At 65.2% G+C, this 23,400-nt stretch carries 22 protein-coding genes and 2 pseudogenes; 13 read left to right on the plus strand and 11 right to left on the minus strand.

Annotation, left to right across the window (positions count from 1 at the left end):
- Positions 1 to 68: 68 nt before the first annotated feature.
- Together O3438_RS03960 and O3438_RS03965 are read right to left on the minus strand one after the other, a co-directional pair.
- The gene (locus O3438_RS03960; protein ID WP_269678629.1) at positions 69 to 467 is read right to left on the minus strand and encodes a hypothetical protein; all 399 of its coding nucleotides are present in this window, start codon (positions 465 to 467) and stop codon (positions 69 to 71) included.
- Positions 468 to 634: 167 nt separating this feature from the next.
- The gene (locus tag O3438_RS03965; protein WP_269678630.1) at positions 635 to 2,704 is read right to left on the minus strand and encodes a hypothetical protein; all 2,070 of its coding nucleotides are present in this window, start codon (positions 2,702 to 2,704) and stop codon (positions 635 to 637) included.
- A 230-nt stretch (positions 2,705 to 2,934) separates the two neighbouring features.
- Here O3438_RS03965 and O3438_RS03970 point away from each other — a divergent pair, with 230 nt between their 5' ends.
- The 6 genes and pseudogenes from O3438_RS03970 to O3438_RS34170 form a co-directional block, all read left to right on the plus strand.
- On the plus strand, positions 2,935 to 3,618 hold the full coding sequence (locus tag O3438_RS03970; RefSeq protein WP_269678631.1) for a hypothetical protein: 684 nt from the start codon (positions 2,935 to 2,937) through the stop codon (positions 3,616 to 3,618).
- Between the two features lie 91 nt (positions 3,619 to 3,709).
- Positions 3,710 to 4,078, plus strand: coding sequence for a hypothetical protein (locus O3438_RS03975; RefSeq protein ID WP_269678632.1), 369 nt, complete (start codon positions 3,710 to 3,712; stop codon positions 4,076 to 4,078).
- 307 nt (positions 4,079 to 4,385) lie between these two features.
- A pseudogene (locus O3438_RS03980) lies at positions 4,386 to 5,468 on the plus strand (transposase); the annotation flags it as partial.
- 49 nt (positions 5,469 to 5,517) lie between these two features.
- Positions 5,518 to 5,817 (plus strand): transposase, encoded by a 300-nt coding sequence (locus O3438_RS03985; protein ID WP_269678633.1) that lies wholly within the window; start codon positions 5,518 to 5,520, stop codon positions 5,815 to 5,817.
- A gap of 2 nt (positions 5,818 to 5,819) precedes the next feature.
- The gene (locus O3438_RS03990) at positions 5,820 to 6,704 is read left to right on the plus strand and encodes an IS3 family transposase (RefSeq protein ID WP_269683557.1); all 885 of its coding nucleotides are present in this window, start codon (positions 5,820 to 5,822) and stop codon (positions 6,702 to 6,704) included.
- Positions 6,705 to 6,732: 28 nt separating this feature from the next.
- Positions 6,733 to 7,134 (plus strand): annotated as a pseudogene (locus O3438_RS34170) (NF041680 family putative transposase); the annotation flags it as partial.
- 113 nt (positions 7,135 to 7,247) lie between these two features.
- Here O3438_RS34170 and O3438_RS03995 read toward each other — a convergent pair.
- Positions 7,248 to 7,736, minus strand: coding sequence for an NUDIX domain-containing protein (locus O3438_RS03995; protein WP_269678634.1), 489 nt, complete (start codon positions 7,734 to 7,736; stop codon positions 7,248 to 7,250).
- Between the two features lie 42 nt (positions 7,737 to 7,778).
- A complete protein-coding gene (locus O3438_RS04000; RefSeq protein ID WP_269678635.1) occupies positions 7,779 to 9,137 on the minus strand; it encodes a hypothetical protein in 1,359 nt (452 codons plus the stop codon).
- A 227-nt stretch (positions 9,138 to 9,364) separates the two neighbouring features.
- On the opposite strand from O3438_RS04000, the gene O3438_RS04005 reads away from it, so the two are divergent.
- The 4 genes from O3438_RS04005 (at position 9,365) to O3438_RS04020 (ending at position 12,401) form a co-directional block, all read left to right on the plus strand.
- Positions 9,365 to 9,526: a hypothetical protein gene (locus O3438_RS04005; protein WP_269678636.1), complete on the plus strand. Its 162-nt coding sequence runs from the start codon at positions 9,365 to 9,367 to the stop codon at positions 9,524 to 9,526.
- The gene (locus tag O3438_RS04010; protein WP_269678637.1) at positions 9,513 to 10,775 is read left to right on the plus strand and encodes a helix-turn-helix domain-containing protein; all 1,263 of its coding nucleotides are present in this window, start codon (positions 9,513 to 9,515) and stop codon (positions 10,773 to 10,775) included. The genes O3438_RS04005 and O3438_RS04010 overlap by 14 nt, the downstream gene beginning before the upstream one ends.
- Positions 10,776 to 10,976: 201 nt before the next feature.
- Positions 10,977 to 11,825, plus strand: a complete 849-nt coding sequence (locus tag O3438_RS04015) for an alpha/beta fold hydrolase (protein WP_269678638.1) — start codon at positions 10,977 to 10,979, stop codon at positions 11,823 to 11,825.
- Positions 11,826 to 11,870: 45 nt separating this feature from the next.
- Entirely contained in the window at positions 11,871 to 12,401 is a 531-nt protein-coding gene (locus O3438_RS04020; RefSeq protein WP_269678639.1) for a VOC family protein, read from the plus strand.
- A 363-nt stretch (positions 12,402 to 12,764) separates the two neighbouring features.
- Here O3438_RS04020 and O3438_RS04025 read toward each other — a convergent pair whose 3' ends face one another.
- The 3 genes from O3438_RS04025 to O3438_RS04035 form a co-directional block, all read right to left on the minus strand.
- On the minus strand, positions 12,765 to 15,317 hold the full coding sequence (locus tag O3438_RS04025) for a toll/interleukin-1 receptor domain-containing protein (protein ID WP_269678640.1): 2,553 nt from the start codon (positions 15,315 to 15,317) through the stop codon (positions 12,765 to 12,767).
- 693 nt (positions 15,318 to 16,010) lie between these two features.
- Positions 16,011 to 17,249: a DUF6357 family protein gene (locus O3438_RS04030; RefSeq protein ID WP_269678641.1), complete on the minus strand. Its 1,239-nt coding sequence runs from the start codon at positions 17,247 to 17,249 to the stop codon at positions 16,011 to 16,013.
- A 4-nt stretch (positions 17,250 to 17,253) separates the two neighbouring features.
- Positions 17,254 to 17,907 (minus strand): hypothetical protein, encoded by a 654-nt coding sequence (locus tag O3438_RS04035; RefSeq protein ID WP_269678642.1) that lies wholly within the window; start codon positions 17,905 to 17,907, stop codon positions 17,254 to 17,256.
- Positions 17,908 to 18,049: 142 nt separating this feature from the next.
- On the opposite strand from O3438_RS04035, the gene O3438_RS04040 reads away from it, so the two are divergent.
- Positions 18,050 to 18,391, plus strand: a complete 342-nt coding sequence (locus tag O3438_RS04040) for a GlsB/YeaQ/YmgE family stress response membrane protein (protein ID WP_269678643.1) — start codon at positions 18,050 to 18,052, stop codon at positions 18,389 to 18,391.
- 25 nt (positions 18,392 to 18,416) lie between these two features.
- Here O3438_RS04040 and O3438_RS04045 read toward each other — a convergent pair whose 3' ends face one another.
- The 3 genes from O3438_RS04045 to O3438_RS04055 all read right to left on the minus strand — a co-directional run bounded on the left by O3438_RS04045 (position 18,417) and on the right by O3438_RS04055 (position 21,337).
- Positions 18,417 to 18,794, minus strand: a complete 378-nt coding sequence (locus tag O3438_RS04045; RefSeq protein WP_269678644.1) for a hypothetical protein — start codon at positions 18,792 to 18,794, stop codon at positions 18,417 to 18,419.
- A gap of 70 nt (positions 18,795 to 18,864) precedes the next feature.
- Positions 18,865 to 20,316 (minus strand): aldehyde dehydrogenase, encoded by a 1,452-nt coding sequence (locus O3438_RS04050; protein ID WP_269678645.1) that lies wholly within the window; start codon positions 20,314 to 20,316, stop codon positions 18,865 to 18,867.
- 181 nt (positions 20,317 to 20,497) lie between these two features.
- Entirely contained in the window at positions 20,498 to 21,337 is an 840-nt protein-coding gene (locus O3438_RS04055) for an oxidoreductase (RefSeq protein WP_269678646.1), read from the minus strand.
- 168 nt (positions 21,338 to 21,505) lie between these two features.
- Between O3438_RS04055 and O3438_RS04060 the strand changes: the two genes are divergently transcribed.
- Both O3438_RS04060 and O3438_RS04065 read left to right on the plus strand, forming a co-directional pair.
- Positions 21,506 to 22,051: a TetR/AcrR family transcriptional regulator gene (locus O3438_RS04060; protein WP_269678647.1), complete on the plus strand. Its 546-nt coding sequence runs from the start codon at positions 21,506 to 21,508 to the stop codon at positions 22,049 to 22,051.
- Between the two features lie 54 nt (positions 22,052 to 22,105).
- A complete protein-coding gene (locus tag O3438_RS04065) occupies positions 22,106 to 22,438 on the plus strand; it encodes a hypothetical protein (RefSeq protein ID WP_269678648.1) in 333 nt (110 codons plus the stop codon).
- A gap of 178 nt (positions 22,439 to 22,616) precedes the next feature.
- Here O3438_RS04065 and O3438_RS04070 read toward each other — a convergent pair whose 3' ends face one another.
- The gene (locus O3438_RS04070; protein WP_269678649.1) at positions 22,617 to 23,360 is read right to left on the minus strand and encodes a TetR/AcrR family transcriptional regulator; all 744 of its coding nucleotides are present in this window, start codon (positions 23,358 to 23,360) and stop codon (positions 22,617 to 22,619) included.
- Positions 23,361 to 23,400 lie beyond the last annotated feature (40 nt).

Consider the following 23,400-nt stretch of genomic DNA (forward strand, 5'->3'; position numbering starts at 1 on the left):
TTGATGTCGAGTCACATGAAGCGGGAAGCAACCGAATTGCGGCATGTGCAGCAGCCACGGCTACGAGCTCATCGCAGCCTTTCGACTGCGGCACGGGAGAGGTTCATTATATTGTCCGCCGGAGCGAAACCCGCAGGTGGATCGTAGGTAATACTTACCGTCAGTACCTTCGTGCCTTCGCGGACAAACATCCAGCCGGGAAGTTGCCTGGCTTGGTCACCGAGGTTCGGTACGAATTCCGGGGTGGCCAACGGTGCCACACCCTCGTTAGCGCTTTGGACGATCGAATCGAATAAGGTTTTCGCATCCTTCTCTGTCGGTACATCGAGGATCTCTACCTGGACCTGCGAGCCGATGACGCAACGATCGTCCTGTACACGGATGCCATTCATCTCAATCTGAGTGCTGACATTACCATTCGGCTCGCCCCAGACGGCCCCGGCGCGTTCGACATCAGCCTTTGTCACCAGACGGCAGGCCGGGGTGACGAGGCCCGGTTGCGCTGTGCCCCATGGAACGACGGACGGGGTTGGAGCGGCGACGGAATCCTGTGCCGAGGGTTCGCCGCGTGCGCTGCATCCGTTAATCAGTAGCGTAGCCGCCGTCAGTGCCAGAGCCAGGGTCGAGATCCGATTCATTGGATGGGCCGCCAATCGCCGTCCAGGAACTGATACATGGTCGAGTCGAAACCGGCGGTAGTCTCGAATTTCCTCTGCTCGGGGTGTTCGTTGCCGGTTCCGATGACGTAACCGTCCGGTCCAATCGTCACCAGTATTTCCTCGCTGCCGTCCTTAATTGTGAGTGTCAGGCGCCAGGTGAGGTGAGCCTGGGCGACGTGTGCGCTCATCAGGAATGTCTCGGTCCCGCCGGGCGCTATTTGGACATTCATGGTGGCGGGTTCAGTCGACTCTTCTGGAAAGAAGGCAATACCTCCTGAGTCGAGATCGACATCAATGATGTGAGGAGGTCGGTTGCCTCCTTTTCCCGGACAGCCGAGAAGGGTCCCGCGCATCGGTTGCAGGAAACCGCTGTCCCGGTGTACAGACGCATCGGTGACCCACAGTTCCTTCGACTGCGCCTTTATGGAAATGCGAGCGAGGGTCGTATCGGCATCCACGCCACCAATGGCAGGACTGTGGGCCCAGAGGTAGCGATTCAGGCACGAGTTGATCCGGTCGGGGGGATCAGGAACGTCTGCGGGCCGGAGGTCGGTGACGTAGAATCCACCGGGCTTCGCATACCGCTCGTTGATCACGAGCGAATCGACGTTAGCGTCGACCTTCAGCTCGAAACCACCGGGTTTGCCCCCAGACTGAAGACCATAGGTCAGCCCGCCGATCCCGACAATGGATAAGCAGACGATCGCCGTCGCGGCCGCCACGATCGACCTCTGTGAGCGGAAAGGTCGGGTCGGTGTCGGCCGGGGCGGCTCAATGGGCGTCACGTTAAGATTCGAGCGGCTGGAACGCTCTTCATGCTCTTGAATTGGATATGCCAAGGATGTCCGAGGGAAAGGAAATCGACCTCGGCCGGAACCTGCCATCAGCTCACCGGCGGCGCGACACGCCAGGCGCCAGTACCACTTCCGCAGGTACGCCGGCGTCGATGTGCGCGACGCAAGAATGAGGCCGTTCACGCAGAGCGTTAACCGGTTGAGGTTCTCCCATGCCCCACTGATACCGCGCCCCCGGAAGCGATGCCGGGCTGCCCTCCGGAATGCCGAGACGATTTCCGTCACATCCGGTGCCAACACCCGAGGAGCAGCATCCGGATCAACCAAAAGATCTACCAGCTCCGCTTGCTCGTCGGCGTCGGCATTCTTGAGGCGATCGGCAAGGATGGTAAGGCAAAGATAGGTCTGATCAAGGGGTAGGGGATGATCGTCGCGGAAGCGACTCAGATCTATCAGCCAAAATTTGCCACGCAGTCCCGGGTTTACGGGAACCATGATATTCCCCGGATGAGGATCACCGTGGATTCGTCCGGCCCAATTCTGCAGAACCGTCGCGGCTCCGAATTGTGATGCCGCCGAGCACAGCGCCCACGGGTTCGCCTGGGGAGCTCGTTCGCCTTCGACCGACAGCCATTCCTGCGCCAGGTTCAGGGCCTCGGGTTGCTGGTCCCGCACCATAGCTACTATCGGGCCGTCTGGCCCGAGACGATAGTCTCCCAGGATCGAGCGAATCAGGGTCTTCGCGTCAATAGGGGTGGGCCGCTCAACGTCCCGGTTCCATGCGCCGAGCAGCGATCCGGCGAGGGCTTCGATGTTTCCCGGCCAGCGCTGCCAATCTGACGGATCACTGAGCGCGTTGGCCAGAGTTTGTACCTCCGGATACCCTTCACCTACCTCGGCGTCTCCAGCGATCCGTTGGAGCAGTAGGGTGCCACCGTCGCCGACGGCCAGAGGGTCCGCGGCTAGTTCGGCGATGTGCTCGGCCGCAAAATCACGATTCGAACTCCGCGCCTTCACGAGGCGTTCGGATTCGAACTGTCCGTCCTTGCGGGGAAAGCAACGCTTGGCGATCACTTCGTGATAGCCGTCGGACGGCCGATCGAGTGCCGCGATGTACACCCGAGCGTCGGTCCCGCCGCTGAGTTCGGCGAGGGGAATGAGCGTAGCGCCGGTGCGCGAGGACCAGGCACGCACAGCGTCTGCCGCCCTCGTGTCAAACGTCGGGCCGTCCTCGGTCGCGGGCATCGCCATGTTGTCCCCTGCGCTGTAGCATCGATCTGGCGAGGTGCTTATCTGGCTGAAGCTCGGGGGTAAGGCTACTGAGTCTCATTCGATCTTCGCGTTTCAGGGTCCACATCGTTCGATCTACGTCGCGCTGGGTCCGTCCTACGTTCCGCTCGTGGCCATTTGATCAAAGAACCGAGCAGGCTGGCACCCGACTACGGCTGACCCGCTCTACTGTGGCCTGCAGCGTCATCGGCTTGACGCTGGCCGCTGCGCTCGTCGCCCGCGGTGAGGCCGTCAGTCGATCCCTTGGGCCTGAGACCTACAAAACACTTCTCCAGTTTGTACTTGTCGTCGTGCTGGGCGGGGCCGTCTCGCTGATCTATCAGGCCACGAACCGTGACGCCGACCTTCGGCTGCTGCAAGCCCAGCGTGAGGAGGAGCGTACCCTGGTCATTCGCGAGACGCGTCAGCAGTACTTGCGGGAGCTGATCGAGCAGTATCATGTGGTCAAGAGGTCTAGGAGGATGCTCCGCGCCCATGCTTTGACCCGCCCTTTCGGCGAACCCGACATTCGTGTAATGATCGGGAAGTATGACGAGTTCATGCAGCTGATTCTCGATGCCCAACTGTGGCTGGAGGGATTCAATCATCTCGTCCAAGCCGATGGCGAGGTCTTTCCCACTGAAGTCGGAATCGTTCGAAGTCTTAAGTCGGTCGAAGGTTACGTAAGATCTTTAATAGCTGAGTATGAATCATTGATGCCGACTGTCCGCGATGATGCGGAGGTTGCGATATCTGCTTTCCCGGCACTCGCCGAGTTCGTAGGACCCTACGCTGAGTCCGGCAGTTTTCGGGAGCTTTTTATTCATCCTATGCAGGCCGTCCTTCACCACATGAGAACTCTCGTCCTCAAGGAGCCATCAGTCCCAATCCCATAGCCCGTCACCCCCGGTGGCGCTGCTAGTCTGCGGAAATAACGCTCGTCTACTTGCCGATCGCTCATCTGAAACGGGCTTGGCTGGTGTTGTGGTGGCCGACGACTACACCACTCACACCGTTTCAACGTCGGGCCCGGCCTGCCAAGCACTTAGCCCCGACCAGCGGTCCTTGATGAACATCGTGGAGACCTCCTTTGGGATCATCAGCTGGCAGGCGATCCGCCGTGGCAGCTTCACCGGCGTGGCCGACCTAACCGACGGGATCTGCGCGTTCATCGACGGCTACAACGAGCGCTGCCAGCCGTTGCACCGGCTGCGGTCGACGAAAGTTGAGGTGCAAGGTCCCCCCTGCCACAAAGTGCGAAACCTTGTAGAACCCCTCAGCCAGCCAGCGCGGCAAGTCGTGCTGGCCCGCGTACAGTTCGCAGGCCATCTGCATCGCCCTGCTCCAGCCATCTGAACGTAAGCTGGTCCCAGAAAGGCTCGCTCCGCAGCCTCACCAAGAAGCTTCCGTCCACCCACTCGAACTTTTGCCTGAGTACCGTCAACGCGTCGTTCACGCCCGCATTTTGCCAGGACGCTACGACAACGTCGGTATCGTCAAACTCTGCGACGCTAGGCGGCAAGGTGCCTTCCCACCGTGAGGGTGAGCTAACTTGATCTTTAACCTGGGGTTGGTTTGTATCGACCCTGGCTGATCATGGCCGCAGCCCTTGATTGATCATTCTTCTTGTCGAGGGAAGAAGATCGGGATCAAGGGCTGCGGGATGATCAGTGTGCATGACGCCATGCGTGAGAGTGCGGTTGGGGACCTCGCGACGTTCCGTACGGAACTGCATCGTTGTCTGAATGCCCGAGCTGATGCGTTGTTCGAGTTGGCTGACGCGGTGTTGTGTGCGGACGGGCCGGTGCGGTCGCTGCCGGCGTTGTCTCTGGTGGCGGAGCATCGCCGAGGTCACGGCGCGTTGTACGACGCTCTTGGCGCTGGTCGCATCGATGTGCAGCGGTTGCGGACGGTGGTGGCCTCGATGCCGGTCCCACGGGCCGCCGATGGGCGGATCGTTTTGGCCGTGGATGTCACCTGCTGGCTGCGGCCGGAGGCGCACACTGTGCCGGAGCGGATCCTGTGTCACACCTACGGCCGTGGCAAAGACCAGCACATCGGGGTGCCGGGATGGCCGTACTCGTTCCTGGTCGCCCTGGAGACTGGGCGTAGTTCGTGGACGGCCCCGCTGGACGCCATTCGTCTCGTCCCGGGTGCGGACCTGGCTGCGGCTACCGCTGGGCAGGTGCGTGACGTCGTGGGTCGCCTCATCGCCGCCGGGCACTGGCGGCCCAGTGACCTGGCGATCTGGGTGGTCATGGATGCCGGCTACGACGCGGCCCGTCTCGCCTGGCTGCTACGAGACCTACCGGTCCGGATCCTGGCCCGGATGCGCTCGGACCGGGTCCTGCGTCGCGCCCCGCGGCCGTGGGTGCCCGGCCCCAAGTGCGGCCGGCCACCACGACACGGCACCGAGTTCATCTTCGGTGACCCGGCCAGCTGGGACACCCCGGATGTCACCACCGTGACCGAGACCCGGCTCTACGGCACGGCGACCGCGCGTGCCTGGCACCGGTTGCACCCACGCCTTACCCGCCGCGCTGCCTGGGCCGACTGCCCCGAACTGCCCATCCTGGAAGGCACTGTCGTGCGTCTCGACGTGCAACGGCTCCCCTCCGGCGCGACCGCGAAACCTGTGTGGCTGTGGTGGTCCGCCGGTGCCGACCCGGCCGCTGACCCGGACACCGAAATGGTGAACCTGTTGTGGCAGGCGTTCCTGCGTCGCTTCGACATCGAACACACGTTCTGCCCTTCCCCTCGTAGCGTGGAGGCCAGAGCTTGAGGGATAGAGGTTCATGGCTGAGACGAGACGCCAGTTCGATCCGGAGTTCCGGGCGGGCGCGGTGCGCATCGTGCGGGAGACGGGTAAGTCGATCGCGCAGGTCGCTCGTGACCTGGGGATTAACAGTGGGACCCTGGCGAACTGGGTGAAGAGGGACCGCGAGGCGCGCGGTGAGGCCGCTGCCGGGCAGTTGGCTGAGGACGAGCGGGCGGAGCTGGCGCGGTTGCGGCGGGAGAACGCCGAGCTGGCGATGGAGCGTGATGTCCTCAAGCGATCCGTGGTCCTGTGGGTCAAGGAGGCGACGGGCCGGTGAGCGTGGCCGGGTTCATCGCTTCCCAGAGGACCGAGCATTCCGTGCCGCACGCGATCGCCTGCCGGGCGTTGGGGGTGTCCGAGTCGTGGTTCTACAAGTGGCGTGACCGGCCGCCAACGCCCCGCGATGATCGGCGTGCCCGGCTGGCAGCCGCGGTCCAGAAGGTGTTCGACGACTCGGGCGGCACCTACGGCAGCCCGCGTATCGGCATCGAGCTGCGCGAGTCCGGCTGGCAGGTATCGGACAACACGATCGCGCAGCTCATGGCCGAGCTGGGCTTAACCGCCCGGGTCAAGCGCCGCCGGCGCGGCCTGACCCGCCAAGGTAAGCGTCCGGCCGCACCGGACCTGGTCAAGCGGGTGTTCACCGCACCGGCACCGGATGTCGCCTGGTGCGGCGACATGACCGAGATCCGCACCGACGAGGGCAAGCTCTACCTGGCCACCGTCATCGACCTGTACTCCCGTCGCATCCTCGGCTACGCCATGGGCGCCCACCACGACGCCGGGCTGGTCGTCGCCGCGCTGAACATGGCCGCCGTCACCCGCGGCGGCAACGCCGAAGGGGTGATCTTCCACAGCGACAGGGGCAGCGAATACTGCTCGGCCGACTTCGCCCGAGCCTGCAACCGGTGGAGGGTACGCCAGTCGATGGGCCGGGTCGGGTCGTGCTTCGACAACGCCGTCGCCGAGGCCACCTTCTCCACCATCAAGGTCGAGTACGTGCACCGCCGTCACTTCCGCACCCGTACCGAGGCCCGCCTGAAGATCGCCACCTGGATCACCGACTTCTACAACCGGCGCCGCCGGCACTCCGTCTGCGACTGGCGCTCACCCATCGACTACGAGCGATCAGAGACCCGCGCCCTGGAGGCCCAGGCCGCATAACGGAGCCCTCCACGATTCCAGGGGATTGACATTCCGGCTGTTCAAGCAGACCCTCGGCTGGACCGTGCCGAAACTGCGCGACCCGCACGCGGCCGACAGATGGACCTGGCTGATCATCACTGCCCACACTCAACTCCGGCTGGCCCGGCCCCTCGCCGCCGACCTACGCCACCCGTGGGAACGACCAGCCCGACCCGAACGGCTCACCCCGGCCCGCGTTCGCCGCGGATTTCGTCACCTGCGCCCGACGACTGCCTGTCCCGCCGGTGCACCGAAACCCACCCGGCCAGGCCCTGGACGGCCACCCGGACGACCCAACCGCCAACCCACCCGCCGCCACGACGTCCACACCGTCACCAGCAGCGACACCACGAGCCAGAAGTCCAGCAAGAAGAAATCGACGAATCCTCGACCACGCCGCACAGGTTAAAGATCAAGTTAGGGCGATGGCCGAGTCGGAGCTGGCTCAGGCAGAGGCCGGACGAGTCTAGGATTCCGCCGCCGTCGGCTCCGTTGGCGGTGCTGTTTCTTCCGCCTCTTTCATTAGCGGGCCGGAAAGGTCAGGCCGCCTGCAAGGTACATCGGAGCGCGCCGCCCACGGGCGCGCACTGCCGCACCAACTCGGTTGGCGACGTTGCCGGGGAGGCGGTGCTCAGACTCGCGGTGCGAAAAGAAGGCGACGTCATCCAACTCTCCGTCCGGCAGGTTGAAGCCGTCGAGGGTGGCGACGGACCCGCAGTCGAACGTGAAACTGACGATCGCGCGGGGACGCTGTCCAGTGGGCGGAGCCCAGTCGACTACGAGAAGATCGCCCACAGTCAGCGCGACGCCTAACTCTTCTCGAATCTCGCGGGTGCAGGCCTCATGCGGGAACTCGTCCTCGTCCACGTAACCACCGGGGAAGGCCCAATGGTCGCGATACGTGGGTTTGACGAGGAGGACGTTGCCACTGGGGTCAGTGATGAAAGCCGCAGCAGCAGCATAGAAGGAAGCCAGGTTGGCGTACCAGGTGGCGGGTTCCGTCCAGGTCACCTTAGTGACGCTAGCGGACACGCGTGGGCGCTCTCTCGCGTGCTAGATGGCTGCTGGCCCCGGCGCGAGTGCATCCATAACCTCGTTGACCTCGGGCGATGACTGGTGTGGGCGGAGCGTGGTCGTGAGTTCGCGGAGGCGCTGGCGAAGGCGCACCGATTGGACGCCCGAAACATCCTCCATCAGCTTACGGCTCCAGTTACTTGCCGCATCGGTGTCACCAGCGCGGGCATGAGTCAAAGCGACAAGGCTCGTGTGCAGGGCCCTGGTTCGGGGGTTCTGGCTGCCGAGGACCAGCGCGTCGGCTGCATATCGCAGGGCCTGCGGGTACAGGTGCAGGTCACCTAGACATTTCAGCGCGGCTCCGGCGAGGTGAGCCGGCGTGAAGTAGCCGACCCAACGTGGGCCCGGCTCTGCGTCCATCCGATCAAGAGCACGCTCCGCCTTGTCCAGCGAGAGTTGGCAGGCACGTCGCTCGCCGGCCTGTCCGTAGGCAGTAGCGGCGGTGGCGTGTAACCGTGTTAGGACAGCGGCAGGTGCACGGCCGGCCCCGTCAATGGCAGCCTCCACGAGCCGAGCAGCCTCCCGAGCGTTGCCCAGGAACACTGCCTGAGTGGCAAGGTTCGCCAGCAGATGAGCGCCGTAGAGGCGATCGTCAGCGGCCTTCGCGAGCCGCAGACCGAGGGTCACATGATGTTGCGCCATCGAATGTTCGCCGGCGTCGTAGGACATGAAGGCGAGTTGGCCGGCGAGCGTTGCGGCCGCGCGCATGAGGTCGCGCCCTACTGCGTCGGTGTAGGTGCCCCGCAACATCGGACCGACCTGACGAACGAGAAGGTCGGCCATGACGGCACGGGTGTGCGGGGAGCCGCTGCCATGACGCCGGTCGAGGTCGGTGAAGCGATCGGCCAGCGTGTAAAGCGATTGGACATCCGTGGAGGTCACTTGTTGGCAGCCGTGTCGGCTGACCGTCTCGTCGGGCAGGTCGTATCGCCAGCCGAGCCCCGCCTGTAGGGCTTTGCCTCTGTCGAAGGTTCCGTTCACCTGCCGGTCGAGGTGCTTGGCGAGCGTCACCCAGATCTGCTCGGTGGCATCTATCGCCGCATCGACGGAAGCGGGGTAGGCGCATGTTCCGGTGTCGTCGGGAACGCCGAATCCCAGCTCCGATGCAGAGACGGTACGCCCGAGTTTGCGGGCGAGTGTTTTGGCCATCGCCGCCTGGACGTGCTCGCCAGGCCGGCGACCGCGTAGCCACCAATAGACGCTGGCGGCGTCGTACCGCCAGGCACCCTGCTCTCGGCCGGCGAGATTGAGCTGCCGTGCAAATGCGGCATGGGCGTTCCCGTAACCGGCGGCAGTCAGCAGCCTATCGAACGCCGCATTTGTTACCGGTCTCGCCATGTTCCGCCTCCAGCTATCACCCAACTACCAACAGTGATGAGCCTATGAGTTTCTGCCGTCCGATGGGGACCTGCGCAACCTCGCGCAAGCCACCTCCTGACCTGAGCAATCGAGCGCATCGCTCGCAATCTGGCGTGTCAGTCGGCAGCCCGCTTGCCTGGTTGCAGGGAGGTTCCTGGGTGGCGGCTGAGGCTGAGTGTCGCGCCATGGTCGACGGAGGTGGAGAGATGCAGGGCGACCAGCCGACGAGCTGGAGTGAGCTGTCAGAGGCGGCCGAGCGGGAGGCTGCCAAGCAGCGCCTTCTCGCTCAGGCCGAGGCGGAGCGCGTACCCGTTGACGACACGACCCGCGCGGTCCCGGACCGGCGGTGGCGGCGTGACCAGCGATGACATCCCTATCGGCCGCCGCGTCGCGAGCTGGCGGGTGCGGCGGCAGATGACCCAGCAGATGCTCGCCGACCGGCTGCGCAGGTCGAAGAGCTGGGTGGACAAGATCGAGCGGGGTGCCCGCACCCTGGACCGGTACTCGGTGATCCAGGAACTGGCCCACGTCCTGCGGGTGGAGCCGGAGGTGCTGCTCGGTCAGCCGCGGAGCACTCCGGCTGGCACTCCGGACGGGGTGGACGACATCCGGGCCGCGCTCGCCCGCTACGAGATCCCGCAGGCTCCACCGCAGACGGACGAGCTGAGGCGACAGGTCGGGCATGCCTGGTTGACCTACCAGCACGCGCACTACGGGCAGTTGGTCCGGGTGGTGCCGGGTCTGCTCGACGCCGCTCGGGCCGCGCAGAGAGCAGAGGTGCTGGTGCAGGCGTACCGGATCACCTCGTCTGTGCTGGTCAAGCTCGGCGAGGCCGACCTGGCCTGGCTGGCCGCCGACCGGGCGATGGCCGCCGCCGGAGACGACAGGCTGCTCGCGGCGACCGCGACCATCTCGGTGGGTCAGGCGCTGCGCGCGCAGGGCCGCGACCGCCTGGCCCTGGCCGCGCTGCTCCCCGCCGCCAACCGCGTCCTGCCATCGTCGGCCCACTCCGGTGATCAAGAGGTTTGCGGCGCTTTTGGAGATCAAACCTGCCGCAAACGTCTTGATCACGAGGGTGGGAGCGAGGGCGAAGGCGGGAGTGGAGGTGAGGGGCAGGGCGATCACCGGGGGAGGGCGGTGGGTGGGACGTTGCTGGTGCAGGCCGCGCTTGCTGCCGCCGGCTGCGGCGAGCATCGCCGCGCCGACGAGCTGACCGACCGGGCTGCGGGCGTCGCCGCCAACCTTCGGGGGTACGACGACGCACAGCGCACCAGCTTCGGGCCGGTCGCCGTCGAGCTGGCCCGGGTTCTCATTGCGGCACAACGGGGTGACGCCGTCGAGGCGTTACGGAGGCACTCAAGCGTCGTGCGGCGGGAGGGGTGGCGGCGGTTGCCGGCTGAGCATCGGGGTGCGTACCTGGTCGACGTCGCGCGGGCGTACGTGCATCTGGGTGACGTGCGCGGGGCGGCGCGCGCCCTGGTGGACGCGGACAATGCCGCGCCCGCTGAGGTTCGGTGGCGGGCGTCGGCGCGTACCGTCATCGCGGATGTCGCCCGCGCGCAGCCGGCGCCGGCCGGTGTGGCGCGACTGGCGGCGCTGGTCGGCCTCACCCGGTGAGACTCAGTCGGGACCTGACCAGTTACCTGCCCGGGACCTGCCTGGTCGCGGTAGCTTGATCTGAGACGCCTGAGAACCGCTCAATCATGGCCGATGTGACGGTTCGTGGTGGCGACAGCAGCGATATCGACGCCTGGCGCGACACCCCTGAGCGTTGGCCGCGAGCTTCTTCGAACGTCACCATCTGACGGGAAAGCGATCATGATCGCAGCGTTGACGGGGTTCACCCAGCAGTTGGTGTCGGCGAATGGCATCAAGATCAACGCTGTCACGGGAGGCTCCGGCCCGCCGGTCCTCCTGCTGCACGGGTGGCCGGAAACGTGGTGGGGTTGGCACCGTGTGATGCCGCTGCTGGCTGAGCGTTTCAGCGTGGTGGCCATCGACATGCGCGGCGCGGGCTTCTCCGACTGCCCCCTCGACGGCTATGACAAGGCGACGATGGCGGGCGACGCGCACGAGGTCATGGTTGCCCTTGGGCATGAGCGCTACGCCGTGTGCGGACACGACATCGGCGGGATGGTCGCCCTGCCGCAGGCCGCCATCTATGGGCAGGCTGTCACCCACCTGGCCGTCCTCGACGTTCCGCTTCCCGGCTGGACCGGTTGGGAGGCGGCGACCGGGAAACTCTGGCACTTCAGCTTCCACACGAACCGGGACCTACCCGAGCGCCTGATCCACGGCCGCGAGTACGACTACGTGTCGACCTTCATAGCTGAGCGGTTCTACGACCACAGCAGCTTCGATCCGGCGGACATCGACATCTACGCGAAAGCGATGGCGCTTCCGGGGCGCACCCGCGGTGGTCTGGAGTGGTATCGGACCCTCGCCGCCGACCATGCTGCCGCGCTCGAGTACAAGAAGAAGCCGCTGGAGATTCCGGTGCTGGGTCTCGGCGGGGACCAGCGCTTCGGTGCGCAGATGGTGCCGATGCTGAAGGAGTTCGCCGGCAACGTGACGGGCGGCCCGATCGCGCGGTCCAGCCACTACCTCGCGGAGGAACGGCCGGATGACGTCGCAGCAGCTCTGATCGATTTCCTTCAGGCCACGTGACACCTGCGACCGCGCCGATCGGCTCATCAAGAAGGGAAAGCTGTCATGAGCGCACCTGTCATTCGCGGCGTCAACCACATCGGCATCACGGTGCCCGACATCGAAGCCGCGAAGACGTTCTTCGTGGAAGCCTTCGGTGCCCAGGTGATCTATCAGTCCTTCGGACCGCAGGATCCGCCTCGGCAGGGACCCGAATTCGAGCGGGCCGTCGGTGCTCACCCCGGAACGGTCGTGCGCGCACAGGCGATGGTCAAGATCGGCACCGGGCCCGACTTCGAGCTTTTCGAAATGCACGGCCCCCAACAAGCCGAGCCGGTCCGACCGAGCGACTTCGGCATCACGCACTTCGGCCTCTACACCGACGACATCGACGCGTCGGTCGAGCGCTTGAAAAGGGCCGGAGGCACCCCCCTCACGGAGCCTCGCCCTATTCCCTACACAACTGAACAAGGTCCGGGAAACAGGGTCTGCTACTGCCGTACGCCCTGGGGCACGACGATGGAGTTCATCACCACGCCGGACCGCATGCCCTATCACGACCAGACGGATGTGCGCAGGTGGCAGGACGAGGACTGAGCGAGGCGCGATAAGGATCCGCCCAGTCAAGTCGCGGTAATGCCGACGCTGTCGGAAGGTTCGACGGATGCACAGCCGCGACGGCTGTCGTGACGGACAGGCCGCCGCCGTCAGCCCATCCGGGTGCGGCGTAGCCTTCGTCAGCGCCGCGCTGAGATCACCCATGAAACTGGAAGCCGCGATGCGCAGTGTTGGCCTTGCGGCTGTAGTCCAGTTTGAGAAGAGCCGTCCTACCTGAGTGGGGTGGCAAGGTCGCTCAGCGTAGTAAACCTCCATGGTCACGACAAAAGTTACCCCGGAGGTGGTGACTCGTAACATTGCGCCGTGTAGGCGAACCCGCTATCGCGGACGCGAGACTTGCTTTCATTCAGGATCAATATCCCAATCCAATCGTCCGAATCGCTTTGTCAGCAGCTGACCTAGATTTCGAACTCGAGTCTCATATTCGGATCGCTTGGCTGAGTTCAGCGGGGCGTGTTTCAAGATGCCTTCGATTGCTTGGAACTGCAGCCAAAGGTGTTGTGGCCGCTCGCTATCCTCGAAGCTTGAACAGGCCACGAGCGCAGATTCGTAATCGCGTTGAGCTATCAGTAGCTGAACCCGAATGCCAGTCTGGACGTCTTTCCGTTGAGCTCGATAAAGCTGACGTAATTGGTCCAACGTTTGCTGGGCGTCTTCCAATCTGTTTGTTATCACCTCGCAAAGCGCCAAATTTGCCAAGACCTCAAACGCTGGCCGTTCGGCTGAGGTTGCGGCTCGTCGAGCCGCCTGGTAAGCCTCGTCGTAGTTTCCGAACTCGTATGCGACTCGAGATCGGCGGTGAGCTGCAAACGATTGATCATCCACGGCTTCGAGCTGAGCTAGGAGATCGCGTGCTTCAACTTCCTTCTTTTCGCGACAGAGAATCTTGATCTGAAGATCGATAATGAAGCGGTTTTCTGCTTGTAGCGACCGCGCAATCTCCACGTGATAAAGCGCTTTGTCGAGGCGTTCAAGGTGCAAATAGCATTCAGCTAGGTCGCGGTGAATAGCCAAGCCACCATAGCCATCGGTCAACGCGCGTTCGTAAAATCGCGTCGCCTCCTTGTGGCGACCTCGATGTCGCTCCAAGAAGCCTCTGAGGAAGTTCGCATCCCGTCCTCGGCCAAGTTTGACAAGCCCTTCTAACCCCGAGAGGGCGCCATCGAAGTCGCCTAGGCGAACCTGTGAGCGTATGGCCCAGTACAAGGGTCCAGGTTCGCTGGGTCTCGATTCTAAAGCAGCTTGAGCGATCTCGAGTGATCGTTCGTAATTTCGTCGATGATAGAAACTGGCAGCTAGCCGTACCCAGTCTGCAAAGAGGGACATGGCCTCGGTTCCGCCATGTCGCTGCCCGCTCGTCAGTAATGCCCGAAAACGAACTCGCTCCAACTCAAAATAAGATCGCTCTTCTTCGTCGTTCTCCAGGAAACTCTTTAGTGCCTCGGCCACGTCCTGATACTGCTCTCGAGTGCAGCCGTGATATTCGCGCTCTACGAACTCGACAACGGGATCGGCGATGCGATACCAGCCGGTCGTACCGTCTGGGATGACTAGAGAGGTGTCGATAAGTTTGACTATTCCTGCGCGAATAGCTTCCACTGGCCCCTTGAGTACCTGCTCTATTAGCTGTATTGGAAGTGGACTATTGCCTGAGAGAACCTGAAGGATGGAGCGCTCGACTGAGTCATGAGTTAGTGTTCGAAGATATCTACCGAGTGGTCGAGGACTGTACGTCGACGTTCTGCCCATCGGCCTGGAGGCAAGTTCCGCTCCGTATGCCTCTGCCATCTGCGTAAGAATGTTTGCCGCGGGGGGATAACCACGGGCTTGCTCAGCCATTAGATTGAGCTGATAGCTGGTTAAGGTGATGCCGCGAGCCCGGGCCTGCAATGCGATCAACTGGCGCATGTCGAGCGTGGGTAAAGGTTCGACACGCACAATCGCATTGCCTTCAAGTTCTGGGGTAAGTCTCCAAAGAGGCCTTCTGTTGCTTACTATGGCAACAAGAACGCTTGAATCTTTGCCCAGTTCTAGCAGAATATCCCGTACGACCCGACGAACTGCTCCCGCTCCGTCAATTAGCCCGCCACTGTCATACAACACGACCATTTCTCTTGCGGTGGCCACATCTTTTGCGTAGCGCGCGAAACGTTGGACGGCAGATCCTTCGTTAAGTGCTTGTATTTCTTTGACGACTTTCAGTGAATCGCTCGGATTGGCGACGACTTCAACGAGGTCGGCTAGTTTTGTTGTAAGGTCTTGGATTGAATCGCCATCTTCGACGTCAATTTTGATTATTCGGTCGATTCCGATTGAATCTCGAACGACGCGGGTTAGGAGCGTCTTGCGTCCGATCCCTGGGAGGCCAGTCAGTGTGACAAGCGACGCCGGCATCGCCGATTCGGGATGCACGAGGGCTGCCTGCAATGCTGCTGCTTCCTTGCCGCGGCCAACAAAGAATCGGCTCTGCTGTGCCTCCACCAGCTCGTCCACTAAACCACGAATCGCGCGCGCAATCGGTTTTGGAGACTTCGACCTAACGAACTTGTAGCGCAGCATCCACTCGGGAAAATCTGTCTCTCGAATGCGGTCATCGAGGACGACAACGATAACCTTCTTGATGCGTCCGAGTGCAGTGTGGTATCGCGCTTCTCGACTTTCGAAATTGACCCATGCGGAAGACATGGATTCCTTGCTGGCAAAGAAGGCAAAGACCGAGGCATCTGCGACTGCGGCTTCCATTGCTGCGACTAGATCGTCTGCGGCCTTGAATTCGTATGTGTCGATCGCAGCGAACGGACGGCCTAGTTCCCTGGCCACAGAGTGGACGATCTCCGATTGCTGACGGGAGTAAGAGAAGAAAACTCTCGCGGCGCTTCCCTTGTTGCTGGACATGGCTGACCTCGGATCCCGCTCGGCTCACCAGAAGATCTCGAACCTAGATGATCAAATCTGACCGCAGGACATTGTAGCGATGCGGCATGCGTGCTGTCATGCTGCGAAGGGCTCGTTATCGAATGCGAGGCAACAGATCAGGCGGGCCGCGCCGCCGAGGCTCAACAAGGATCAGTAGGCTACGCCAACGTCCCGCATCTTGGCTTGAAGGTGATGTAGGAGGATCGTGTCGCCGTCCTCGGGGCTGGTGCCTACAGATCTTGAATAAGTAGGTTCGTCTACTGCGTCCTTTCGCCTACCGGGCGCGAGGTCGTCAAGATCCGAGACAGGGTATCGGCTTGTTGAGTCACTGCGCTTAGATCATCGAGCACGCTCTGCCCCCAGATCGCTTCGATGCTCCGCGCCACGCGCGGCTGCCGACCCGACCACCCGATCGAACCTGGACCACGCGCCGACTCGGGAGCGGGTGTCTAGGTCGGTGTTCTGCGCTGCGCCGTACAGAATCGTCGACGCGGAGGATGCCGTGCCTGCTGAGAATCGGTGCCAGCCGTTGGCGCGTACCGTCATCGTCGATGTCGCCCGCGCGCAGCCGGCGCCGGCTGGCGTGGCGCGGCTGGCTACGCTGGTGAGCCTCACCCGCTGACGGCCGCCTCCGCCCGAGTTAGTCACGACGCAGCTCGGAAAGGGCTGGGACTATCGGGCTTTGCTCGGACGACGCGCGCGTTCGAACTCGGCGACGTCGGACATCCAGGGCCCGTGCTGGTCGAGTGCGGCGCAGCCGCCGCGCACGAACGCGCTCACCAGCTGCCGGTACCCGCTGATCCCGTCGACCAGGCCGTACTCGACCTGGTACTCCGGATCCGACCCGTCTTCCCCCGGCCGCACCGTCGTGATCCGGGCGACGGAGTCCGCGTAGAAGTGCAGCTGGATCCCCTCGCCCATCTCCTCGTCCTCGATGGTGAACACCTCGTTGTCCCCGGCGGAGCGCTCGGCGACGAACTCCCAGAACTCGGCGGAGGCACCGCGCGGGCCGTCTCGCAGCCACGTCTTCTCGCCGCCCTTGTCGTCGGTGAAGGTCAGGGCCGTCTTCGTCGCACCCACACCGAGGTCGTCCTCTTCCGGCGGCGTGCTCTTGGCGCGGGCCGCGGCCTCCGCGCACATCAGGAAGCTCACCGTCCGCACCGCGTCATCGACAAGCTCGGGGTACGCGCGGCGCACGGCCGCGTCGACCGCCGCCGTCATCCGTTCCCAGTCGCGTTTGTCAGTGGCCCGGTTTCCCCGGCGCGGGTCGAGGTTGATCCGCATGCCGGCGCACGCCTGCTCGGCGGTGGCGATCACGCGCATGACCTGGGGGAGCAGCGCGGTGTCGACGGCGTCGGGGTTCCGCCTCGGAATCGTCGCGCCGTGCAGATACTGGCCCGTGTACCGCAGGATCGCCGCGTCGAGTGGCCCGAGGACCATCCCGCGCTCGGCGCGACGGCGGTCCGCGTGATACCCCTGGGCACGCTTCTCGTTCGCCGTCGCGGTCGCCGTGCGCATCGCGTCGTAGACCTCCCCACGCTCCAGGAGGCGGATGTCGGCGCCGTGTGCGACGAGCCGGCTCTGGTGCCACGGGATGCGCCGGAAGAGCGCGTCCACGTCAGCGGGCGGGGCGAGCAGGACCGGGTCCAGGAGCGCGACGGCGGCGGTCTCGTCGAGCCGGCCCTCGGTGCCGGCGGCCTCGCACAGCGGAAGGACAGCACTCCACAGCAGGAGATGTCTGGCCAGGTCCTCCCGGATCACCGCGAGGTGGGCTTCGGAGATCGGGACCGTGAACTCGCGAGGGTCGTGGTTGGCGTCGGCCCCGGCGCCGAGCTTCAGCTTCAGCTCGCCCGCCTCGTGGATGACCGTCGGGATCCAGCCGCTGCGACGCGTGAAGACGACGTCCCTCACCTCGTCACGCCCACTGTTCGCATTGGGCGTCGAGGCGTGGGTCGGAGCGCACCCAGACCTCACCCCCGGCGGCACCAGCCGGGGCGTCGACCCGTTCGAGGCCGAGGAACTCGATCAACTGGAGCAGTTCGGCGCGGTCGGCCCGGTCGTCGTCGACGTCCTTCGAATCGAAGAAGATGTAGTACTGGTCGGTCGGGTCGACGTAGCCGGAATCCGCCCAGATCCGGCCCACTTCGTCGATGGCCGCGGCCTCCGTCGTGAACGTGGCGGCGCGGGCGGCACCCCGGGTCTCCGGTGACGCGTCGAGATCGGCGAGGTCGGAGAACCACTGGCCGAAGTGGTCGAGGCCGGCGTACCCGTTCTCGAAGAACAGCATCGCACTCGGCAGGTAGCGGTTGGCCCTGTCGACCAGGAGGTGCTCCGACCGCTGGTGGCCCGCCTCGGTGATCCGGGAGATGACCCCCCGGCGCGGCATGAGCACCAGGCGCTGCTGCGCCGGTGCGTCGGCGATCGTGTACGTGTCAGCCTCCCGACCTCGGAAGAACGCGGAGAACGCCACGTACGCCTCCTGCGGGTCGCCGACCGTGACGCGGTGGTCGTCGCCGTCACCGGTGGCGAAGACGAACTGCTTCGGGCCGGGCTGGTAGGGGCGGGCCATGCTGCGTCCTTCGGTCGGGTGCGAAAGCTCCGCCAGATTAGTGGGTCCGGGTGACATCACCGTGGCCCCTGATCGGGGCGGGGTTTCCGGGAACGTGAGTTTCGGGCATGTATGTCGGCACTGCTGGAGGGGAGAGACAGCAATGCTGGTAACCGGTTATCTCGGCGCGGTGCTCATCGGCGCCCTCGTCGGCCTGCTCGGGCGACTCATCCTGCCGGGGAGGCAACGGATCGGCGTCTTCGCCACGTTCGTGCTCGGCGTCGGCTCGGCGGTGCTGGGCACAGTGGTCGCCAGGGCACTCCATGTCGACGACGACGCCGGTGTGAAGGTGTGGGTGCTGCGCTGGGACTGGATCGTGCTCGCGATCCAGGTCGGCCTCGCGATCATCGCCGTGGCGCTGGCGAACATGCTGACCTTCACCCGCCTTGCCGGCGGCGACGAAACCCCTCGTCGGCGCACCCGTCGCAGCAAGGCCAAGAGCTGACGAGCCGATCCCGCTCAGTCGGCCGTCATCCGGCCCTACGCCGGGCCAGGGCGTCGCGGACGGCGAAGGTCACCAGCGACAGCGGTACGAAGACCCAGAGCTGAAGCACTGTGTACCGGCGCAGTTCACCGTCGATGTCGACCCCAGCCAGCTCGGCGTCGAGGGCGCCGGGCCGCATCAGTGCGAGCGCGTACACCGACAGTGGCGCGTAGTTGAGACCCGCGCCGACCAACCACAGGCCGAACGCCCGGGTGCCGAAGCCGTCCGACGTCGTCAGCAGCCAACCGCCCCACGCCACCATCAGCACCACGCCGACGAGGAACTCGGCCAGGATGATCCGCCGTCGGCGGATGGTTCCCCGGCTGCCGTGCATGTCGATGGCCGCCAGGCGACGAACGTTCACCGGACCGATGGTGGCAGCGGCGGGCAACCCGTGCTCGGAGCGCGGCTTCTTCCCATCGAAGATCTCACGATCACCGGGTGCGGGTGATCGACTTGTGCTCGACGTAGCCGGTCAGGCCGACCTTGCCGTACTCGCGGCCGAGACCGCTGGCCTTGTAGCCACCGAAGGGTCCGTCGAAGCTGATCGGCGAGCCGTTCAGCGTGACGGTGCCCGTGCGCAGCCGGCGGGCGACGGCCAGGGCGCGGGCAACGTCCGCGGACCAGATTCCGCCGGACAGGCCGTACTCGGAGTCGTTGGCGATCCGCACGGCGTCGTCATCGTCGTCGTAGGCGATGACGACCAGGACCGGGCCGAAGATCTCCTCCTGCGCGATGCGCATGCCGTTGTCGACGTCGGCGAACACGGTCGGGGTGACGTAGTTGCCCTTCTCCAGGCCGGCGGGGATCTGCGGGCCGCCGGTCACCAGACGCGCGCCGTCCTCGATGCCGATGGTGATGTAGTCGATGACACGCTGCTGCTGGTCGCGGCGGATCATGGGGCCGATGAAGGTGTCGGATGCGGCGGGGTCGCCGACCTTCAGCGACTCGACCATGTCTTTCACGGCGGTGACAACCTCCTCGTAACGGCTGCGTGGAGCCAGGATGCGGGTCTGCAGGATGCATGCCTCGCCGTTGTTGCCCAGCGATCCGAACCGCAGGCCCTGCATCGCGGCGGCCAGGTCCGCGTCGTCCAGGATCAGTGCGGCGGACTTGCCGCCCAGTTCCAGACCGACGCGCTTGAGTTGCTCCCCGGCGATTGCCGCGATCCGCCGGCCGGCGCGGGTCGAGCCGGTGAAGGAGATCTTGTCGACGTCGGCGTGCGAGACGAGGTGCTCGCTGGTTTCCCGGTCCGCCGGGAGCACACTGAGGACGCCTTCGGGCAGCCCGGCCTCGTGCCAGAGGTCCGCCAGCAGCATCATGCTCAGCGAGTTCTCCGGGGAAACCTTGAGCACAACGGTGTTGCCCGCCAGCAGAGCCGGGATCAGCTTCGCGGTGGCGGCGGAGAACGGGGAGTTCCACGGAATGACCGCGGCGACCACACCGATTGCCTCGCGCCGGACGATGGTGTCGAAGGCCACCGAAGGGTCGGACGGCGCGACGATTTCCTCCCAGCCGAACTCCTCGGCCGCCTGGAGGTAGGCGTTGGTCTGACGGGTCAGGAAGGGTTGACCGATCTTGGTGAACCAGCCTGCCGAGCCGTTCTCCCTGGAGATCGCCGCGGCGATCTCGTCCGCCCGGGCGGCACGCAGCGCGTCGTAACGACGCACGATGTCTTGGCGCTCCTTCGGCGAGGTGCGCGGCCACGGACCGTGGTCGAACGCCTCACGCGCGGCGGCGACAGCCTTGTCGATGTCGGCTGGTGCGGCCTGCGCCACGCGGCCGAGCACCGACTGGTCGTGCGGGGACAGGATGTCGAGCATCAGCTCCGGCGCGCTGGGGGTCACCCAGGAACCACCGATGTAGAGCTTGTCGCGCACAGTCACGTTCTATTCCTTGAGATGAGAAGGGGTGGAGGTATGCGGGCAGAGTGGATGTCGGCGCGCGGCCGGGCGGACCATCCGCGCGACGGACTCGGCAGAGTCGCCGAGTCCGTCGCGGTCGGTGGAGACGCTGAGTTCGCGCCACGCCGCGTCTTCCGCACGTTCCGAGGCGCCACGGTGTCGGTCAGGCGGCAGGGTAATCCGTGGACCGGCTCACCTCGGCCCACGAGTTGGCTTCCGCAATACGGCCCTCCTCGGAGCTGATCGCGATCCCTAGCGCGTCGCTGCCGAGCAACAGCCGGCGCGGAGGCTCCGCGGCGTCCACGGTGTCGACGATGGCGCGGGCCATGCGGTCCGGGTCGCCGGGCTCGTTCCCGGCATACTGTGCGAATCGATCCAGCCACGCGCCAACCGTCTGCGCGTAGTCAGGCGTGATGGGGCCGGAGGGTTCGGCGGCCCCGGCGGCCCAGCCGGTGCGGATACCGCCCGGCTCGACGATGGTGACCTTGATGCCCAAGGGGGCCACTTCGTTGGCGAGGACCTCGGAGAAGCCCTCTACCGCAAACTTCGCCGTCTGGTAGGCACCCAGGCCGGGGGTGCCGCCTGCGCGGCCGCCGATCGAGGAGATCTGCACGATATGCCCGGATCGCTGCCCGCGCATCACGGGTAGGACCGCCCTCGTCACATTGACCACGCCGTACAGGTTCGCCTCGACCTGCGCGCGGAATTCCTCCTCGGGGAAGTCCTCGATCGAGCCGCTGGTGGCGTAGCCCGCGTTGTTGACCACCAGGTCGATGGAGCCGAACCGCTGCACCGCCGCGGCGACCACCTCTCGGGCCTGCGCCGGGGAGGTGACGTCGAGCGCGACGGCCGCGAGACGCTCGGGGTGCTCTGCCACCAGGGAAGCCAGCGCTTCCGGCTTGCGGGACGTCGCCACTACTCGGTCGCCTGCCTCCAGCGCTGCGAGCACCAGTGCCTTGCCCAGTCCCTGCGAGCCACCGGTGATCAGCCAAGTCCTTGTCATCGTACGTATCCTCCGCTTGTCATCCCTCGCCACCCGAAGCGGGCAGCAACACAACCGTAGAGTTACGGCCGCTAAATGCAACAAGGTTGAGGCGGAAAAATTCTGTTCCGCGACTCACACGCGGAAGATTGCCGGTTAGTTGAAACAGTCGAGTATGATCGCAGCACCATGAGAGCCGATGCCGCCCGTAATCTAGATGCCGTCCTCCGCGCCGGAGCTCGACTTCTGGCCGAGGACCCCGGCACCTCCATGTCAGCCGTCGCCGCTGCCGCCGGAGTGGACCGCACTACCCTGCACCGCCGCTTCGCGAACCGCGAAGCCCTGCTCAGTGCCGTCTTCGAGGCCAAGCTCGACTCCGCCGAGAACGTCCTCGACGAGGCCCGCCTGACCGAGGCCCCCGTGCCCGTCGCCCTGCACCGCTACGTGGAGGGAATCGTCCCCGTCAGCCGCGAATGGCCTCTCGACACTCGCCGCATGATGCAGAACGACCCTGCCGCCAGCATGCGCCGTCAGGAGCAGAGCGCCCGAGTCGACGCCTTCATCCGCCGATCAAGAGACGAGGGATACCTCCGCGGCGACGTGGACATGACCTGGGCGCGAACGGTCCTCGACCAACTCGTCGACGCCGCCGCCCACCAGTTCCCCACCCTGACGCCACCGCAAGCCGCCGACCTCGTCGTAGCCACCTTCATGAACGGCCTCGGCGCGGCCTGACGGTCCCCCGTTCGCCGCACCAGCCGCCGGGATGCCGCCCGATACGATGCGGCGATGGGCAGATTCCTCGCGCTTTTCCACGGTGCGGCCGACGAGGCCGGCAAGGCCGACCTCACCGAACAGCAGCAGACGGAGTTCATCAACGCCTGGGCGTCGTGGGCGCAGGCCAACGAGAAGGCCATCGTCGACCCGGGCGCTCCGCTGAACGCGAAGAAACTGGTCACCGCGCAGGGTGTCGAGGACGTCACCGACTCGCTGACCGGCTACACCATCGTCGAAGCGGGCTCGCACGACGAGGCCGTCCAGATCTTCGCCGGGCACCCGCACCTGGGGCTGTTCGCCGGGAACTCGATAGCGGTCCTGGAATGCCCGCCCCCGCCCAGCTGACACTCGTGTCATCCGGCGGTGACGGCGTCATCGACTGCCGAGCCCCGTCGCCCGAAGGACCGTCAGCTCCGGCTGATCTGACGGTCCGAGCCGTGACAACGGCCAGCACGAGCGTTCGCCGCACTATATCGCTCTCTGCGGCGGGCCGCGGGACGGCTGCCACGGAGGGTGCTGCGGTTCAGGACGTGCGCCGCGCGATGGCGGCCCCGACACCGTCGAGGATCAGGTTCAGGCCGAAGGTGAAGTCCTGGTCCGCCGGGTCCTCGCCTGGCTCGCTCTCGAACGCGCCCGCCGCGAACAGCGGCGCGGCCTCGGGGAAGCGCTCCGGGCGGACGAGCGCGGCGAGGGCGCGGCCGTAGTTCTGCTCGACGTCGGCCTGGCTGAGCCCGGTGCCGCTGCGGCCCTCGGCCATCTGCCGGCCCTGCAGGATCGCGTTGCGCACGTAACCGCTGACGACGACGAGTACGCCTCCCTTCGTCCTCGGATCCAGGCCGGTGTCGTGCAGGACCCGCAGGAACGCGTCCATCCAGCCGATGGCATTCGGCCCTCGGGGTGGGCCGGCGATTGGAACCTCCACGAGCCACGGGTGTTCGGCGTACCGGGCGCGGATCGCCGCCGCCCAGCGATGCACGCCGTCACGCCAGTTGTCCGCGTCCAGCCGGGGGGCGGACCCGGTGGCGTGGTCGGTCATCAGTTCGAGGAGTTCCTCCTTCGAGCCCACGTGCCGATAGAGCGACATCTTGGTGAAGCCGAGAGTCTGCGCGACCTTCTGCAGGGTCACCCCGTCCAGCCCTTCGTGGTCCGCCAGGTCCACCGCGGCGCCGACGACGCGCTCGACGTCGAGTTCGGCGGGCCGGCCGCGGCGTGTGGACGTCGGCAGTCGCCAGAGCCGCGCCAGGTCGGCGGGCACGTCATCGGCCATTGACGGCGCATTGTGTCCCATGGATAGTATCTCCTGTACA

It is taken from the genome of Micromonospora sp. WMMC250 (assembly GCF_027460215.1).
GTDB lineage: Bacteria > Actinomycetota > Actinomycetes > Mycobacteriales > Micromonosporaceae > Micromonospora > Micromonospora taraxaci.